The 15,101-nt window shown below is 64.7% G+C and carries 18 protein-coding genes; 10 read left to right on the top strand and 8 right to left on the bottom strand.

The window, feature by feature from the left end; genetic code table 11:
- Positions 1-42 precede the first annotated feature (42 nt).
- The 5 genes from GGD67_RS05980 to GGD67_RS06000 form a co-directional block, all read right to left on the bottom strand.
- Positions 43-447, bottom strand: coding sequence for a thioesterase family protein (locus tag GGD67_RS05980; protein WP_095424817.1), 405 nt, complete (start codon positions 445-447; stop codon positions 43-45).
- A gap of 91 nt (positions 448-538) precedes the next feature.
- Complete coding sequence (locus tag GGD67_RS05985) at positions 539-805, bottom strand: tautomerase family protein (RefSeq protein WP_179731590.1); 267 nt, start codon at positions 803-805, stop codon at positions 539-541.
- Positions 806-860: 55 nt separating this feature from the next.
- Positions 861-2,381, bottom strand: a complete 1,521-nt coding sequence (gene hisS / locus GGD67_RS05990; protein ID WP_179731592.1) for a histidine--tRNA ligase — start codon at positions 2,379-2,381, stop codon at positions 861-863.
- 91 nt (positions 2,382-2,472) lie between these two features.
- The gene (locus GGD67_RS05995; protein ID WP_179731594.1) at positions 2,473-2,997 is read right to left on the bottom strand and encodes a YegJ family protein; all 525 of its coding nucleotides are present in this window, start codon (positions 2,995-2,997) and stop codon (positions 2,473-2,475) included.
- A 140-nt stretch (positions 2,998-3,137) separates the two neighbouring features.
- A complete protein-coding gene (locus tag GGD67_RS06000) occupies positions 3,138-4,220 on the bottom strand; it encodes a branched-chain amino acid aminotransferase (protein ID WP_179731596.1) in 1,083 nt (360 codons plus the stop codon).
- 336 nt (positions 4,221-4,556) lie between these two features.
- Between GGD67_RS06000 and GGD67_RS06005 the strand changes: the two genes are divergently transcribed.
- From GGD67_RS06005 to GGD67_RS06015, 3 genes are read left to right on the top strand one after another with little or no spacing between them, the layout of a single operon-like run.
- Positions 4,557-5,099 (top strand): MarR family winged helix-turn-helix transcriptional regulator, encoded by a 543-nt coding sequence (locus GGD67_RS06005; protein WP_018318344.1) that lies wholly within the window; start codon positions 4,557-4,559, stop codon positions 5,097-5,099.
- Positions 5,096-5,827: a response regulator gene (locus GGD67_RS06010; protein WP_018318345.1), complete on the top strand. Its 732-nt coding sequence runs from the start codon at positions 5,096-5,098 to the stop codon at positions 5,825-5,827. Before GGD67_RS06005 ends, GGD67_RS06010 begins: the two co-directional genes overlap by 4 nt.
- Before the next feature lie 18 nt (positions 5,828-5,845).
- Positions 5,846-7,234, top strand: coding sequence for an ATP-binding protein (locus GGD67_RS06015; RefSeq protein WP_018318346.1), 1,389 nt, complete (start codon positions 5,846-5,848; stop codon positions 7,232-7,234).
- 11 nt (positions 7,235-7,245) lie between these two features.
- Here GGD67_RS06015 and GGD67_RS06020 read toward each other — a convergent pair whose 3' ends face one another.
- Positions 7,246-7,776: a DUF3617 family protein gene (locus tag GGD67_RS06020; RefSeq protein ID WP_179731598.1), complete on the bottom strand. Its 531-nt coding sequence runs from the start codon at positions 7,774-7,776 to the stop codon at positions 7,246-7,248.
- Between the two features lie 44 nt (positions 7,777-7,820).
- On the bottom strand, positions 7,821-8,120 hold the full coding sequence (locus GGD67_RS06025) for a hypothetical protein (protein WP_038947472.1): 300 nt from the start codon (positions 8,118-8,120) through the stop codon (positions 7,821-7,823).
- A gap of 185 nt (positions 8,121-8,305) precedes the next feature.
- On the opposite strand from GGD67_RS06025, the gene GGD67_RS06030 reads away from it, so the two are divergent.
- From GGD67_RS06030 to GGD67_RS06045, 4 genes are all read left to right on the top strand, one after another.
- On the top strand, positions 8,306-8,767 hold the full coding sequence (locus GGD67_RS06030) for a hypothetical protein (RefSeq protein ID WP_179731600.1): 462 nt from the start codon (positions 8,306-8,308) through the stop codon (positions 8,765-8,767).
- A 120-nt stretch (positions 8,768-8,887) separates the two neighbouring features.
- Positions 8,888-9,580, top strand: coding sequence for a ribonuclease T2 family protein (locus GGD67_RS06035; RefSeq protein ID WP_018318349.1), 693 nt, complete (start codon positions 8,888-8,890; stop codon positions 9,578-9,580).
- A gap of 174 nt (positions 9,581-9,754) precedes the next feature.
- Positions 9,755-10,615, top strand: a complete 861-nt coding sequence (locus GGD67_RS06040) for a 23S rRNA (adenine(2030)-N(6))-methyltransferase RlmJ (protein WP_018318351.1) — start codon at positions 9,755-9,757, stop codon at positions 10,613-10,615.
- 265 nt (positions 10,616-10,880) lie between these two features.
- Entirely contained in the window at positions 10,881-11,096 is a 216-nt protein-coding gene (locus GGD67_RS06045) for a cold-shock protein (protein ID WP_008544396.1), read from the top strand.
- 111 nt (positions 11,097-11,207) lie between these two features.
- Here GGD67_RS06045 and GGD67_RS06050 read toward each other — a convergent pair whose 3' ends face one another.
- Positions 11,208-11,831: an outer membrane protein gene (locus tag GGD67_RS06050; RefSeq protein ID WP_020508683.1), complete on the bottom strand. Its 624-nt coding sequence runs from the start codon at positions 11,829-11,831 to the stop codon at positions 11,208-11,210.
- A 250-nt stretch (positions 11,832-12,081) separates the two neighbouring features.
- Here GGD67_RS06050 and uvrC point away from each other — a divergent pair, with 250 nt between their 5' ends.
- The 3 genes from uvrC (at position 12,082) to moaD (ending at position 15,099) form a co-directional block, all read left to right on the top strand.
- Complete coding sequence (uvrC, locus tag GGD67_RS06055) at positions 12,082-14,136, top strand: excinuclease ABC subunit UvrC (RefSeq protein WP_179731602.1); 2,055 nt, start codon at positions 12,082-12,084, stop codon at positions 14,134-14,136.
- 97 nt (positions 14,137-14,233) lie between these two features.
- Positions 14,234-14,851 carry a CDP-diacylglycerol--glycerol-3-phosphate 3-phosphatidyltransferase gene (gene pgsA, locus GGD67_RS06060; protein ID WP_018318354.1) on the top strand — a complete coding sequence of 206 codons (618 nt, stop codon included), beginning with the start codon at positions 14,234-14,236 and terminating at the stop codon, positions 14,849-14,851.
- Positions 14,848-15,099 carry a molybdopterin converting factor subunit 1 gene (moaD, locus tag GGD67_RS06065; RefSeq protein ID WP_018318355.1) on the top strand — a complete coding sequence of 84 codons (252 nt, stop codon included), beginning with the start codon at positions 14,848-14,850 and terminating at the stop codon, positions 15,097-15,099. The genes pgsA and moaD overlap by 4 nt, the downstream gene beginning before the upstream one ends.
- Positions 15,100-15,101: the final 2 nt, after the last annotated feature.

Genomic DNA, 15,101 nt, shown 5'->3' on the forward strand with positions numbered 1-15,101 from the left:
TCGTCTCTCCGGAAGCCGTGGGCACGCTTCGCTTTGCCCACCCTACGGCGTCGTGCCCGCGGCGAGCCGCCTGTTGAACATCTCGACATTGACGAGCCCGCGCGCGTGGCGGCCTTCGCCGAGCTTGCGGGTGCCCTCGAAGGCCGCGACCTCGAAGCGGATGACGCGGCGTTCAACGGCGACGACCTTCGCGGTGGTCCGCACCGTCGCGCCGACGAGGGCGGCCGCGAGATGGCGGATGTCGACCTCGGTGCCGACAGTGACCCAGCCGGGCTGAAGCGCAGCGCGGATCGCATCGCCCGCCGTCATCTCCATTTCCAGGATCATCATCGGCGTCGCGTAGACAAACGGCATGCCCGGCACGAAGTGCCCGACCGTGCGCTCCGCCGGGACCACCAGCGTGCGCTCGGCATTCATGCCGACCTTGATGAAATCGCGTGCGTCCATGGGGGCCTCACACACGGTGTCGTCCCGGACAAGCGCGCCTTATGTGCGCGCCGATCCGGGACGACACCGGTGATTGACGCTACAGCACTGGCTACTTCTTCGCCGCCGCCGCGCGCTCCACGAACGTCTTGCCGCCCTTCATCTTGTGGCGGAGCGGGGCTTCGTTGATCTGGATGACGACGGCATCGGCATCGACGCCGAGATTCTTCACCAACGCCTGGGTGATGTCGCGCATCATGCCGGCCTTTTGCTCGTCGGTGCGGCCTTCGGCCATGCTGACAGTGATCTCAGGCATCGTCTTCTCCCTGTTGCTGTCGTCATGGCTGGGCTTGTCCCGGCCATCCACGTGCTCATCCATCAAACAAGACGTGGATGCCCGGGACAAGCCCGGGCATGACGGCTTGGCGGAATGGCTATCCCCACTTTACGTCATGGCGGGCCAGGACCTCGCGCACCTTGGCGACGAGATCGGCTTCGCTGCACGAGAACTGCGCCGGGCGACTCTCGCGCCATTCCTGGTTGGAGGCGATCGCAGCGGCGGCCTTGGCGCCTTCAATCAGATCCTTGATCTGCAGCTCGCCGCGCGCCTTTTCATCCGAGCCCTGGATGATCACGCACGGTGAATTGCGGCGGTCGGCATATTTGAGCTGATTGCCCATGTTCTTGGGATTGCCGAGATAGAGCTCGGCGCGGATGCCGGCGGTGCGCAAGCTTGCCACCATCTTCTGATAGTCGGCGACGCGGTCGCGGTCGAACACGGTGACGACGACGGGCCCGAATTCAGGCCGCGTGTCGAGCTTGCCGAGCAGCGTCAGCGCGGCCTGGAGCCGCGACACGCCGATCGAGAAACCGGTGGCCGGCACCGGCTCGCCGCGGAAACGTGAGACCAGGCCATCGTAACGCCCGCCCCCGCCAACCGAGCCGAAGCGCACAGGACGGCCCTTCTCGTCCTTGGTGTCGAGCAGCAGTTCGACCTCGTAGACGGGGCCGGTGTAATATTCGAGACCGCGCACCACGGAGGGATCGATCTTGATGCGGTCGGCACCGTAGCCCGACGCAATCACCAGCTTGGCAATCTCCTCCAGCTCGCTCACGCCGGCCTGACCGACTGCGCTCTTGGCGAGGTAGGTCTCCGCCGCGGCAATGGCGTCTTTCCAATCGTCGCGCGGTTTGGTGATGGCGAGAACGACGTCAGCTTCGGCGTCGCTCAGATTGGCGCCCTCGGTGAAGTCGCCCTTGCCTTCCTCGCCGCCGTCCCATCGTCCGGGACCGAGCAGCTTGCGCACTTCGTCGGCGGAAAACTTGTCGAGCTTGTCGATGGCGCGCAGCACGGTCAGCCTACGGCCTGCGTTCTCGTCGCCACCGAGCCCGATGGCTTCCAGCACGCCATCGAGCACTTTGCGGTTGTTGACCTTCACGACATAGGAGCCGCGCGCGATGCCGAGCGCCTCCATCGTGTCCGCAGCCATCATGCAGATCTCGGCATCCGCCGCCGGTGTCGCCGAGCCGACCGTGTCGGCGTCGAACTGCATGAACTGCCGGAAGCGGCCCGGGCCGGGCTTTTCGTTGCGGAAGACGTAGCCGACCCGGTAGCTGCGGTAGGGCAAGACCAGAGCGTCGGTGCCGTAGCGCTCGCCGACATAGCGGGCGAGCGGCGCCGTCAAATCGTAGCGCAGGCTGATCCACTGCTCGTCGTCGTCCTGGAACGAGAACACGCCCTCGTTCGGACGATCCTGGTCGGGCAGGAACTTGCCGAGCGCGTCGGTGTATTCCATCGCCGGCGTCTCCACGGGCTCGAACCCGTAGAGCTCGTAGACGGCGCGGATCTTCTCCACCATCTCGCGCGTCGCCCGGATCGCTGACGGATCGCGATCCTCGAGCCCGCGCGGCAGGCGCGCCTTCAGTTTCTGGGGTTTTTTGGGTTTCTCGGCCATGCGCGGCGTTTACCAGCCGGGGCGCGAGGCGGCAACCGGCCTGTGTTCTGCACCTCGCCCCGCTTGCGGGGAGAGGGGAAGAGACCTTCCTTTACGGCTGCTCCATCCGTGCCCTCAGGGCATCCGCGTCCGCCTTCGGCAGCGACTTCAGCGTCGGCTTGATGGTTTCGCCGCCGACGATCTTGCCGTTGCGCATGAACATCCAGTCCGAAATGTCGGCCTCGGTGAACTTGACCTCGTCGCCGGCCCGCTTGCCGGGCAGGTCACGCGGTTCGTTGGCGAACAGACCGGAATAGGTCCCGTCTGGCCGCTTCTTCACCTCGCCGATCCAGATGTGCTCACCGCCCTTGCGGGTCGAGAAGCGCACCTTCAGGGCGTGCCCGGCCTCCGACGGCTTTGGCGATTGATAGGAGGCCCAGAAGGTCGACAAGGTGCCGCGGGCGCGCGCGATCGCGGCATTCATCTCGGGATCGCTGGTGCGCACATCGACGATCGGCGAGCGGTCTTGCGCGACCACCTCATGCATCGGCCCGATGGTCAGGATGCCGAAAACGGAGACGCCGGTGATTGCGGCGAGAACGACCCATTTCATGGGTTGGGAGAGTTTCGTTGCCATGGTCGCGATGTCCTGATGTCCAGATGTGTCCAGACTTTGTCGCATGTCGGCAACGGCACGTTCAGTGCACGAAAAACCACAAACGATGCGCGTTTCCCCTCTCCTCACGAAAGGAGAAACGCGCATCGCATCGCCGCATCTCAAAACACCTTGCGGATCCAGTTATGGGGATCGTTGGTGCGGCCGTACTGGATGTCGACGAGCTGCTTGCGCAGGCCCATGGCGACGGGGCCGGCGGCGCCCCCCGAGATCTCGAAATCGCCGCTGACCGAGCGCACCTTGCCGATCGGCGAGATCACGGCCGCGGTACCGCAGGCAAACGCTTCCTTCAGCTTGCCGCTGACCGCATCCTTGCGCCACTGGTCGAGCGAATACGGCTCCTCGCGCACGGTTTTGCCGGCATCCTTGGCCAGCGCGATGATGGAATCGCGGGTGATGCCGGGCAGGATGGTGCCGAGCGGCGGCGTCGAGAGCGAGCCGTCGTCGAACACGAAGAACACGTTCATGCCGCCGAGCTCCTCGATATAGCGGCGCTCGACCGCGTCGAGGAAGACCACCTGATCGCAGCCATGCTGGATCGCTTCGGCCTGGGCACGCAGGCTCGCGGCATAATTGCCGCCGCACTTGACCGCGCCGGTGCCGCCGACGGCAGCGCGCGTGTAATTCTCCGAGACCCAGATCGACACCGGCGCGGGCCCGCCCTTGAAGTAGGAGCCGACCGGCGAAGCGATCACGGCAAAGATATATTCGGACGACGGCTTGACGCCGAGGAAGGTCTCGCTCGCGATCATGAAGGGCCGCAGGTAAAGGCTGCCCTCGCCGCCCGGCATCCAGGCGCGGTCGATGCGCACGACCTGCTCGACCGCCTCGATGAAGACGTCCTCGGGCAGCTGCGCCATCGCCATGCGGTCGGCCGAGTCCTTGAAGCGCCGCGCATTGGCGTCGGGACGGAACAGGTTCACGCCGCCGTCGTCACGCTTGTAGGCCTTGAGGCCCTCGAAAATTTCCTGGGCGTAGTGCAGCACCGCGCCGGCCGGATCGAGCTGGAAGTTGGCGCGTGCCTCGATCTTCGCCTCGTACCAGCCGCCCTTGGCCTGATTGTAGCGCACGATCGCCATGTGATCGGTGAAGACCCGTCCGAAGCCGGGGTCCACCAGCTTGGCCACGCGGTCCTTCTCGGACGTCGGATTGGATGCGGGCTGGATGTCGAATTTCATGCTCATGTCCTTGCCTCCCGCTGCCGGTGGCGACGCCGTTCTGGCGCCGGCCTGCCCCTTTCGGGTCCGGCTGGCTTGATTGGTTTTAGGCCGGACCACCGCCAGCCTTGTTACGGCCGGTTTCCGTGGCCAGCATATCGCCGAGGACATGCTTTTGCGGAAGGCGGAAGTCCAGTATGTTTTGCCGAAACGCCGCTCGACAATCGCACGGTAGATCTGATCCGGCCGTCGTCGCCTGTCCGGCTCTCTCCAGCCGCCCTGCTTCGATGCCACCCGCGCGAAACGATCTAAAATTTCGTGCTGGTCAATCGTTTTGTAACATTGAACCCAAGATACGTCAATATGCCTGACATAAATTTCGCGACTTCCTCTCACGACGCCGCCGAGCCCAAGCCGGCCGCACACGACGGAGGCAATTTGCGCTGGGATATCATCGAGCTACTGTTCTTCGCCTATCGCGACTTCGTCGGCGACCCCGACCAGGAGCTGGAGGCTTTCGGCTTCGGCCGAGCCCATCACCGGGTCATGCACTTCGTCTACCGCTATCCCGGCCTCAAGGTCGCCGATCTGCTCGACGTCCTGCGCATCACCAAGCAGTCGCTCGGCCGCGTGCTCAAGCAGCTGCTGGACGAGGGCTACATCGTGCAGAAGACCGGCGACAATGACCGCCGCCAGCGCCTGCTCTACGCGACGCCCAAGGGCGAGGCGCTGGTGCAGAAGCTTGCCGGTCTGCAGACCACGCGGATCACCAAGGCGCTCGCCGAAATGGGTCCGCAGGATGCCGAGACGGTCAAGCGCTTCCTGCGCGCGATGATCGATCGCGACGATCCGGACAAGGTGCTCGAGACGATCTTCGCTTCCGTCAACCACGACGCCAAGGAGTGACCGTGACGCTCGCTGCCACTCTCGCCCGCCCGCCGGCACGCCCGGCCGATGACGCGCCGCATCTGCTGCTGGTCGACGACGACCGCCGCATCCGCGATCTGCTCTCGCGCTTCCTCGCCGCCGAGGGCTACCGCGTCACCACCGCCGCCAGTGCCGGCGATGCGCGCTCGAAACTGCAGGGCCTGCATTTCGACCTCTTGATCCTCGACGTCATGATGCCCGGCGAGACCGGCTTCGATCTCGCCCGCTTCATCCGGACATCCTCCTCGGTGCCGATCGTGATGCTGACGGCACGACACGAGGCGGAAGCGCGCATCGAGGGCCTGCAGATCGGCGCCGACGACTACGTGGCGAAACCGTTCGAGCCGCGCGAGCTGGCGCTGCGCATCAACAACATCCTCAAGCGCGCCGCTCCGCCGCCGCAAGCCACGGCGGTGGAGAAGATCGCGTTCGGTCCCTACGTCTATCATCTCGATCGCGGCGAGCTGCGCCAGGGCGAGGAGGTCATCCACCTCACCGACCGCGAGCGCGAGATGCTGCGCATTCTCTCGGAGACGCCGGGCGAGACCGTGCCGCGCAGTGCGTTGACCGGCAACGGCAGCGTCAACGAGCGCGCCGTCGACGTGCAGATCAACCGCCTCAGGCGCAAGATCGAGACCGACCCCGCCAATCCGCTGTTCCTCCAGGCGGTGCGCGGCATCGGCTACCGGCTGGTAGCCTCGCCATAAATCAGTGAAGCGCGACCGATGAGCACGATCGATACCGGCCTGACGCTGCTCCGAAGCGCCGCCGGCCGCGTCTCCGCCGCCAATGGCTGGATGGGCAACGCGTTCAAGGGCTGGATGCCGACTGGCCTCTACGCCCGCGCGCTCCTCATCATGATCGTGCCGATGGTGGTGCTGCAATCGGTCGTCGCCTTCGTGTTCATGGAGCGGCACTGGAACACGGTGACGCGCCGACTGTCGGCCGCCGTGGTGCAGGACATCGCCGCGCTGATCGACGTCTACAAGGGTTATCCGCAAGATAAGGATCGCGACCAGATCCGCCGCATCGCGCAGCAGCGCCTCGGCCTCGTCGTCGACTTCCTGCCCGCCGGCGACATGCCGCCGCCGGGACCAAAGCCGTTCTTCTCGCTGCTCGACCAGACGCTGTCGGTGCAGCTCGGCCGCCAGATCGGCCGCTCGTTCTGGATCGACACGGTCGGCCGCTCCAATCTGGTCGAGATCCGCATCCAGCTCGACGACGCCGTGATGCGCGTGTTCGCGCAGCGCAGCGCCGCCTATGCCTCCAACTCGGAGATCTTCCTGTTCTGGATGGTCGGCACGTCCTCGATCCTGCTGATCGTGGCCGTGCTGTTCCTGCGCAACCAGATCAAGCCGATCCTGCGCCTCGCTGACGCTGCCGAAAGCTTCGGCAAGGGCCGCGAGGCGCCGAACTTCCGCCCAAGGGGCGCGCGCGAGGTGCGGCGCGCAGCGGTCGCCTTCCTCGAGATGAAATCGCGCATCGAGCGCACCATGGAGCAGCGCACCGCGATGCTCGCCGGCGTCAGCCACGATCTGCGCACCATCCTGACCCGCTTCAAGCTCGAGCTGGCGCTGATCGGCGACAGCCCTGAGCTCGAGGGCATGCGCAAGGACGTCGACGAGATGTCGATGATGCTGGAGGATTACCTCGCCTTCGCCCGCGGCGATTCCGGTGAGCAGTCGCAGCCGACCGACATGGCGCAGGCGCTCGAGGAGCTGCGCAGCGATGCCGAGCGCCACGGTCATACCGCGACCGTCGCCTTCCACGGCCTGCCCGTGGTGACGGTGAAGCCGGCCTCGTTCAAGCGCTGCCTTGCCAATCTCGTCACCAACGCGGCGCGCTACGGCAAGGCCATCGCCATCACCGGCCAGCGCGATCACCGTTATTTGACCGTGACGATCGACGACGACGGACCCGGCATTCCCGCGCATTTGCGCGAAGAGGTGTTCAAGCCGTTCCTGCGGCTCGACAACGCCCGCAACCAGGATGAAGGCGGCACCGGCCTCGGCCTCGCCATCGCCCGCGACATCGCCCGCTCGCATGGCGGCGACATCACGCTTGGCGACAGCCCGATGGGGGGACTAAGGGCGAGCGTCAGGATACCGGTGTAGCCGCCGTAGCCCTACTTCGGCAGCAGCGCCTTCAGCTTGTCCATGTCGCGCACGTTCATCTTGAAGCCGCCGGGCATCACGATGTCGCCGGGCTTCTGGTCCGGCTTGCAGGACCCGAGCCATTTGGCTTGCAGCGTCATGGTGGTATCGCGCCCCGCAGCGCCGGCGACACCGCCTTGCGCGTGCGAGGAGGTCTTCACCGTATAGGCCGAGTTGAAATCGCCGGTGATCTCGGCATGCGAGGTCGTGCTGACGCCGGCGACGCTGCATTCGGAATCGCTGACATAGCCGGTCGCGGTCTTCTTGATCTCCTGCTTGGCGCAGATCTGCTTGGCCATCGGGGAGACGTTGTTGCTCATCTCCTTGTCGACGGTCTCGTCGGTGCAGTGCTGCATGGTCATCTCGGGCACGGGCGAGCCTGATGTGACCAGCTTCATCTCCCAAAGACCGGCCTTGCGGACCGGCAGGTCGTCGGCGCACGCCACGCCTGCAGACAACGCAAGGCAAAGGGTCGAGCCGAGCAAAGCGAGTTTGCGCGTCATGTGAGAGGCTCCCGGCTGAGAAATTGCAGGCTTGCGACAGCGCCTCAATAGAGCGTGCGGATCGGCTGGTCGGCGGCGCCATAAGGCACCCAGCGGCAGGAGAACGAGATGTAACCGCCCTCATAGGCCTGCACCGCCAGGAATTTCACGACCTTGCCGTAGCGCGCGCAGTGATCGACCGCGGCCTGCCGGGCATCGACCTGGGTGGCCATCGAATAGGCGATGATGCCGCCGGTGTCATTGCCCTTGAACGGCGGCACATAGTCAGCGCGCGCCGACTGGCTCGCCATCATACCCGAGACAACCAGGCTGGCGAGAAGACCCGCGGCCGCAATGATTCGCATTCCCGTCACTCCAATTGGCTGGCGGGCAGTTTACGGTGCCGGGAGGGAAGTGGAAAGAACCCAAGCTCTGCCAACCACGAAGTTGTGGTCAACTCCTGGCGAAGTGTTGCCGCGCTGCACTTGACCTCCCCCGGCCTTCGCGGCACCGTCCAACCTTCGCAAGACTTTAGCTGTCCGGATTGACCATGCGCGCCCCCTTCCTGAAATTGCTCCGCTATGCCGCCGTGCTCGGCCTCATGTTCGGAGCGATGTCGCTCGGTGAGGCCAGGGCCGCCAATCCGCTGGAGCTGAACTTCTGGCTGAGCGGCCCGCGCTATGACGGCGCCGTCGCCGATTGCGACCGGGCGCTGCCGACCATCGCCACCCAGTTCTGGGAAAAGGAAAGCACGTTCTGGAATTCCTCGTTGAGGATCACCGGCTTCGCCGCCGTTCGCGAGACCGCATTCCGGCCCTGGCAGTCCGACAATATTCCCCGCCGCTATTGCACCGGCGAGGCCATGCTCAATGACGGCAAGGTGCGCAAGGTGCACTTCTCGATCATCGAGGATGGCGGCTTCGCCGGCTATGGCAACGGCGTCGAATGGTGCGTGGTCGGGCTCGACCGCAACTGGGCCTACAATCCGGCCTGCCGCGCCGCCAAGCCCTGATTGGGAAGCCCTGATTCGAGATGATCGAAGGCGCCGAACGGCGGTCGCCCCGAATTTTGTTCTTGAAATGTTCCTATCGCCTGCTAGGCTTCTCGCACAGTCTAGTTGAGGAGCGTCGCCATGTTTCATTCCAGATTGCATTCGTTTTCCCGTCTCGTGATCTCCCTGACCCTTGCCGCCGGACTGGCCTTGTTGGCCGGGAGCGCGAACGCCCAGGACAAGCGGCAGAACGCGCCCGGCGAATTCGACTTCTATGTGCTGTCGCTGTCGTGGTCGCCCTCGTTCTGCGAGGAGGCCGCCGAGCGTGGCGGCCGATCGCAGATCCAGTGCAGCGGTCGGCCCTACGCCTTCGTGGTGCATGGGCTGTGGCCGCAATATGAGACCGGCTTCCCGGAATATTGCCAGCGGCCCGCACCGCGACTGAACCGCAGCATCGTCTCCTCGATGCTCGATCTGATGCCGGCGCCGGGCCTGATCTTCAACGAATGGGACAAGCACGGCACCTGCTCGGGCCTTGAGGGCCGCAACTATTTCGAGACGATCCGCAAGGCGCGCGCTGCGATCAAGATCCCGGCCGAATATCTCGATTTGTCTCAGGCCAAGACCGTGGCACCGGCGGAGGTCGAGGAAGCCTTCATCAAGGCCAATCCGGGGCTGAGCAATGCCGCCGTCTCGGTCACCTGCAACCGGACGCGGCTGTCCGAGGTCCGTATCTGCCTCAGCAAGGACCTGCAATTCCGCGCTTGCGACGAGATCGAACGCCGCACCTGCCGCCGCGATCAGGTGACGATGCCGCCGATCAGGGGCGGATAGGATTTGTTCGCCGTCATTCCGGGGCGCGCGGAGCGCGAACGATGATGCGCATTTGCGCATCTGAAATTCCATCCAGCAGCATGCGCCGTGGCGAAATGGATTCCGGGCTCGGTGCCATGCACCGCCCGGAATGACAGCAGTTACTTTCGGCGCGTGATGTCGTAACTCTTCGCCATGAATTACCGCCACGCCTTTCACGCCGGCAACTTCGCCGATGTCATCAAGCACATCGTGCTGGCGCGCATCATCACCTATCTGCAGGACAAGCCGGGGGCGTTCCGCGTCATCGACACCCATGCCGGCGCCGGCCTCTACGATCTCGACAGCGACGAGGCGCGCCGGGGCGGCGAATGGCTGACCGGAATCGCGCGGCTGATGCAGGCGCGCCTCTCGAACGAGACCCTCGCGCTGGTACAACCCTATCTCGATATCGTCCGCGCCTTCAATCCCAAGGGTGAGCTCAAGGCCTATCCAGGCTCGCCGTTGATTGCGCGCGGCCTGCTCCGGCCGCAAGATCGGATCATCGCATGCGAGCTGGAGCCGAAGGCGCGGAAAGCGCTGATCGACGTGCTGCGCCGCGACGAACAGGCCCGCGTGGTCGACCTCGACGGCTGGATGGCGCTGCCGGCTTTCGTGCCGCCGAAGGAGCGGCGCGGACTCGTGCTGATCGATCCGCCCTTCGAGGCCAAGGACGAGTTCGAGCGGCTGGGCGAAGCCTTCTCCACCGCCTTCGCGAAATGGCCAACCGGCATCTATGTCATTTGGTATCCCGCCAAGAATCGGCGCGCCACCGACACACTGGTTCAAACGGTGGCGCGGCTCGCATCTGCAGCAAAACCGCCGGGAAATTGTCTGCGCCTCGAGTTCAGCGTCGCGCCTCAGCTCGACGGCGGAGCTCTCGCCTCCACCGGGCTCCTGATCGTCAATCCGCCCTACACGCTGCAGGGCGAGCTCAAGACGATCCTGCCCGAGCTGGAAATGCCGCTCGGCCAAGGTGGTGCTGCCAGATTCCGATTGGAGGTGCCCAAGCCTTAAAGCCAGCCCGTAACACTCCGGCATTCTTGGGAAAAATATGCAGGAGCGGTAGTCAATCTGCAGAGAACCGTATTATGCTGTTTCCGTGACTGGCTTTACGTTCCGCTTCCGCGAATGGTTGCGGCGGAGTGAAGGCCTAAGAAAGATCCGGCCGGACCGCCAGCGGTCCGCCCAAGGATGGCCAGCTCCCGGGCTCCGTAGTGCCCCGTCATGTCGTGACGTGAGTCTGCGTTGCGGCGGAGGAGCAATGAGGGGGAGTTTCCCGATGGCCATGACGGGAACGGTTAAGTTTTTCAACGGCGAACGCGGCTACGGTTTCATCAAGCCTGACGACGGCGGCCGCGACGTCTTCGTACATATTACTGCTGTGGAGCGGGCCGGACTGAAGGACCTTGCGGAAGGACAGCGTATTACTTTCGAAGTCGAACCCGACAAGAAGGGGAAGGGACCGAAGGCGGTCAATCTGGTCATCCTGTCCTAGCGGGCCTGACGCACAACATTCGGCGCAATACTTGGCGCAAAAATACTTGGCAAAAAAATCCCGGCCGCGAGCGGCCGGGAGGTTATGGTCCGGTATTTTTTTCTTCAGCTATCAGAAGCGATAGTTCACGCCTGCGCGCACAACGCTGGCGCTATAGCCGTTTGACACCCCTGTAATTGCGAACTGTGTCGTCGACAGATCGATGTAGAGATATTCCAGCTTGGCGCTCCAGTTCGGGGCCAGACCGACTTCCGCACCGGCGCCGATGGTCCAGCCGGCGGTGGTGTGCGATTCCGTCCAGCCGAAGGTCTGCGCACGCAGCTCGCCGAAGGCGAGGCCGGCGGTGCCATAGAACAGCACGTTGCTGAAGGCATAGCCGGCGCGGCCGCGCAGGGTGCCGAACCACGGATTGGAGAACTTCCACGGCGCGAAGGTGTCGTCGGCACCGGCGGCCTGGATGTCGCCCTCGACGCCGAACACAAACGGGCCATTCTGGAAGTTGTAGCCGGCCTGCACGCCGCCGACGAAGCCCGACGGCTTCGAGGGGTTGTTGTCCACCGAGCCCCATTCATAGCCGATGTTGCCGCCGAGATACGGGCCTGCCCAGCTATACGCGTTGAGCGGCTGGTTGACGGTATAGGGCGCGCGCTGACCGTAAGTCATGTCGGCGGCCTCCGCCGAAGCTGTCCAGCCGGCGGCAACCAACGCGGCTGCGCCCACAACGAGCCTCTTCATCACTTAACTCCAACGCAACTGCCGTCACCGGTGCGGCGCCCGCGCCGCCGCGCGAGGCAAAACGCATGGTTACGGAACCACCACTTTTTCGCGTAAGATTTATCGAGAGTTTTAAGTTAAAGGGCTGTTAAGCCGGGTTACCGCGCTGTTAACAGGCTTAAGCAAGCGTTACCGGGAACTGCGCCGCCATCCTGTGCGTGCCGCACGGCCGGAACTTCAAATCGGCACCCCCAGCGCCTAAATTCGCTCCATGGTTCACGATTCCACCGACAATCCGGACGACCGCGCGCGCAAACCCGTGCGTGGCGCCGTGCCGGACGTCCCAGCCGAAACGCCTCCGGACCTCGATCCCGCCACCAGCGGCGGCGATGACGAGGACGATGCGCGGCTGCCCGATATCCTGGAAGAGAGCGGCGCCGTCGGCGAAGGCCCGCTGGCGACCGGCCATGAGGCGATCGAGCACGCGGTCCGGCTCGCACCGACCTCGCCCGGCGTCTATCGCATGCTCAATGCGAATGCCGACGTGCTCTATGTCGGCAAGGCCAAGAACGTCAAAAAGCGCCTCTCCAACTATGCGCGCCAGAATGCACCGCAGCCGGCCCGCATCCTGCGCATGATCGCGGCCACGGTGACCGTGGAGATCGTCTCGACCAACACCGAGACCGAGGCGCTGCTGCTGGAAGCCAACCTCATCAAGCAGCTGCGGCCGCGCTTCAACGTGCAGCTGCGCGACGACAAATCGTTTCCCTACATCCTGATCACCGGCGACCATTGGGCGCCGCAGATTCTGAAACATCGCGGCGCGCAGAGCCGGCCGGGGCGCTATTTCGGGCCCTTCGCCTCCGCCGGCGCGGTCAACCGCACCATCACGGCGCTGCAGCGCGCCTTCCTGATCCGCTCCTGCACCGATTCCTTCTTCGAGAGCCGCACCCGGCCCTGCCTGCTCTACCAGATCCGCCGCTGCGCCGGCCCCTGCACCCGAGAGATCGACTTCGGCGGCTATACCACCCTGGTGCGCGAGGCGAGCGACTTCCTGTCCGGCAAGAGCCATGCGGTGAAGCAGGAGCTTGCCGGCGAGATGGAGAAGGCGTCCGGTGAGCTCGAGTTCGAGCGCGCCGCGCTCTACCGCGACCGCCTCGCCGCGCTGTCGGCGATCCAGTCGCAGCAGGGCATCAATCCGCGCACGGTGGAGGAGGCCGACGTGTTCGCCATCCATCAGGAGGGCGGCTTCTCCTGCGTCGAGGTGTTCTTCTTCCGCACCGGCCAGAACTGGGGCAACCGGGCCTATTTTCCGCGCGCGGAGAAGACGTACACCCCGGAAGAGGTGCTCGGCTCCTTCCTCGCCCAGTTCTACGACGACAAGCCGCCGCCGAGGAACATCCTGCTCTCGCACGAGATCGAGGAAAGCGAGCTGCTCGCCAATGCGCTGTCGATCAAGGCTGGCCACAAGGTCGAGGTCACCGCGCCCAAGCGCGGCGAGAAAAAGGAACTCGTCGCCCACGCGTTGACCAATGCGCGCGAAGCCCTCGGCCGCAAGCTCGCGGACACCGCCACGCAAAGCCGCCTGCTCGATGCCATCGCCACGACGCTGAGCCTGCCCCATTCGCCCAAGCGCATCGAGGTCTACGACAACAGCCACATCCAGGGCACCAATGCGGTCGGCGCCATGATCGTCGCCGGCCCCGACGGTTTCGTGAAGAACCAGTACCGCAAGTTCAACATCAAGTCGGAAGGGATCACGCCGGGCGACGACTTCGCCATGATGCGCGAGGTGCTGGAGCGGCGCTTCAAGCGCCTGATCAACCCGCCCGAGGAGGGTGCGACCAAAGCCAAGGACGACGACTTCCCGCAATGGCCTGATCTCGTCATCATCGACGGCGGCCGCGGCCAGCTCAACGCCGTTCGCGAGATCTTCGCCAATCTCGGCCTGACCCAGGTGTCGCTGATGTCGGTCGCCAAGGGGCCGGACCGGGATGCCGGACGCGAGACCCTGTTCATGCCCGAGCGCGAGGCGATCAAGCTGGAGCCGCGCGACCCCGTGCTTTATTTCATCCAGCGGCTGCGCGACGAGGCCCACCGCTTCGTCATCGGCTCCCACCGCAAGCTGCGCAAGAAGGACATCCGCGAGGCCGGTTTGCAGGAGATTCCGGGCATCGGCCCGTCACGCAAACGTGCCTTGCTGCATCATTTCGGAACCCTGAAGGAGATCGAACGGGCCTCGATCGCCGATCTCGGCAAGGTTCCGGGGGTCAGTGCCGAGAGTGCGCGCAGGATTTTCGAGTATTTCCATCCCCAGCCGGGATGAATTAAAGGGGGACCGCAGTCATATGATCGTCGTGTCCGCACCTCATTTGGGGTGCGGGACGGTTGACGTTCAGGCAGCAGCGGTATTGGTAGGACGGATGAACATCGCCACCACACGAGGGACGACCAGCCGCGCGATGTCCCTCCCCAACATCCTGACCTATGGCCGGATCGCCGCGATCCCGGTCGTCGTCGGATGCATCTATGCGCAGTCGATTCTGGATCAGCCGCTCTGGCTGCGCTGGGTGGCGGTCGCCCTCTTCATCGCGGCCGCGGTCACCGATTACCTCGACGGCTATTACGCGCGGATCTGGAATCAGCAATCGGCGTTCGGCCGGATGCTCGACCCGATCGCCGACAAGCTATTGGTCGCCTCGTGCCTGCTGATGTTGGCCGCCGACGGCATCATCCATGGCTGGTCGCTGTGGGCCGCCATCGTGATCCTGTGCCGCGAGATCCTGGTCTCGGGCCTGCGCGAATACCTCGCCGCACTCCGGGTCAGCGTGCCCGTGACCAAGCTTGCGAAGTGGAAGACCACGGTCCAGCTCGTCGCGATCGGCTTCCTGCTCGCGGGACCTGCCGGCGACGAGGTGGTGCCCGTCGTCTCGATGATTGGCCTCGCCCTGCTGTGGGCCTCGGCGATCGTGACCATCTATACCGGCTACGATTATTTCCGCGCCGGCATCCATCACCTCATCAAGGAGGACGAGGGATGAAGGTGAAGTATTTCGCCTGGGTGCGCGAGCGCGTCGGCAAGGCGGAGGAGACCATCGAGCCGCCGGCGACCGTGCGCACCGTCGAGGAGTTGATCGCCTGGCTGTCCGGCCAGAGCGAGGCCTATGCCTACGCGTTCGAGAAGCCGAAGGTGATCCGCACCGCGATCGACCACGCCCATGTCAAATCGGATGCCGCGATCGCGGGCGCCCGCGAGATCGCGTTTTTCCCGCCGATGACCGGCGGTTAGGC

The sequence above is a fragment of the Bradyrhizobium sp. IAR9 genome (assembly GCF_013408065.1).
GTDB lineage: Bacteria > Pseudomonadota > Alphaproteobacteria > Rhizobiales > Xanthobacteraceae > Bradyrhizobium.

Excerpts from the sequence above, each read along its gene's own strand:
- GGD67_RS05980 (WP_095424817.1), bottom strand. The coding sequence starts at position 447 with ATGGACGCACGCGATTTCATCAAGGTCGGCATGAATGCCGAGCGCACG.
- GGD67_RS05985 (WP_179731590.1), bottom strand. The coding sequence starts at position 805 with ATGGATGAGCACGTGGATGGCCGGGACAAGCCCAGCCATGACGACAGC.
- hisS (WP_179731592.1), bottom strand. The coding sequence starts at position 2,381 with ATGGCCGAGAAACCCAAAAAACCCCAGAAACTGAAGGCGCGCCTGCCG.
- GGD67_RS05995 (WP_179731594.1), bottom strand. The coding sequence starts at position 2,997 with ATGGCAACGAAACTCTCCCAACCCATGAAATGGGTCGTTCTCGCCGCA.
- GGD67_RS06000 (WP_179731596.1), bottom strand. The coding sequence starts at position 4,220 with ATGAGCATGAAATTCGACATCCAGCCCGCATCCAATCCGACGTCCGAG.
- GGD67_RS06005 (WP_018318344.1), top strand. The coding sequence starts at position 4,557 with ATGCCTGACATAAATTTCGCGACTTCCTCTCACGACGCCGCCGAGCCC.
- GGD67_RS06015 (WP_018318346.1), top strand. The coding sequence starts at position 5,846 with ATGAGCACGATCGATACCGGCCTGACGCTGCTCCGAAGCGCCGCCGGC.
- GGD67_RS06020 (WP_179731598.1), bottom strand. The coding sequence starts at position 7,776 with ATGACGCGCAAACTCGCTTTGCTCGGCTCGACCCTTTGCCTTGCGTTG.
- GGD67_RS06025 (WP_038947472.1), bottom strand. The coding sequence starts at position 8,120 with ATGCGAATCATTGCGGCCGCGGGTCTTCTCGCCAGCCTGGTTGTCTCG.
- GGD67_RS06030 (WP_179731600.1), top strand. The coding sequence starts at position 8,306 with ATGCGCGCCCCCTTCCTGAAATTGCTCCGCTATGCCGCCGTGCTCGGC.
- GGD67_RS06035 (WP_018318349.1), top strand. The coding sequence starts at position 8,888 with ATGTTTCATTCCAGATTGCATTCGTTTTCCCGTCTCGTGATCTCCCTG.
- GGD67_RS06040 (WP_018318351.1), top strand. The coding sequence starts at position 9,755 with ATGAATTACCGCCACGCCTTTCACGCCGGCAACTTCGCCGATGTCATC.
- GGD67_RS06045 (WP_008544396.1), top strand. The coding sequence starts at position 10,881 with ATGGCCATGACGGGAACGGTTAAGTTTTTCAACGGCGAACGCGGCTAC.
- GGD67_RS06050 (WP_020508683.1), bottom strand. The coding sequence starts at position 11,831 with ATGAAGAGGCTCGTTGTGGGCGCAGCCGCGTTGGTTGCCGCCGGCTGG.
- uvrC (WP_179731602.1), top strand. The coding sequence starts at position 12,082 with ATGGTTCACGATTCCACCGACAATCCGGACGACCGCGCGCGCAAACCC.
- pgsA (WP_018318354.1), top strand. The coding sequence starts at position 14,234 with ATGAACATCGCCACCACACGAGGGACGACCAGCCGCGCGATGTCCCTC.
- moaD (WP_018318355.1), top strand. The coding sequence starts at position 14,848 with ATGAAGGTGAAGTATTTCGCCTGGGTGCGCGAGCGCGTCGGCAAGGCG.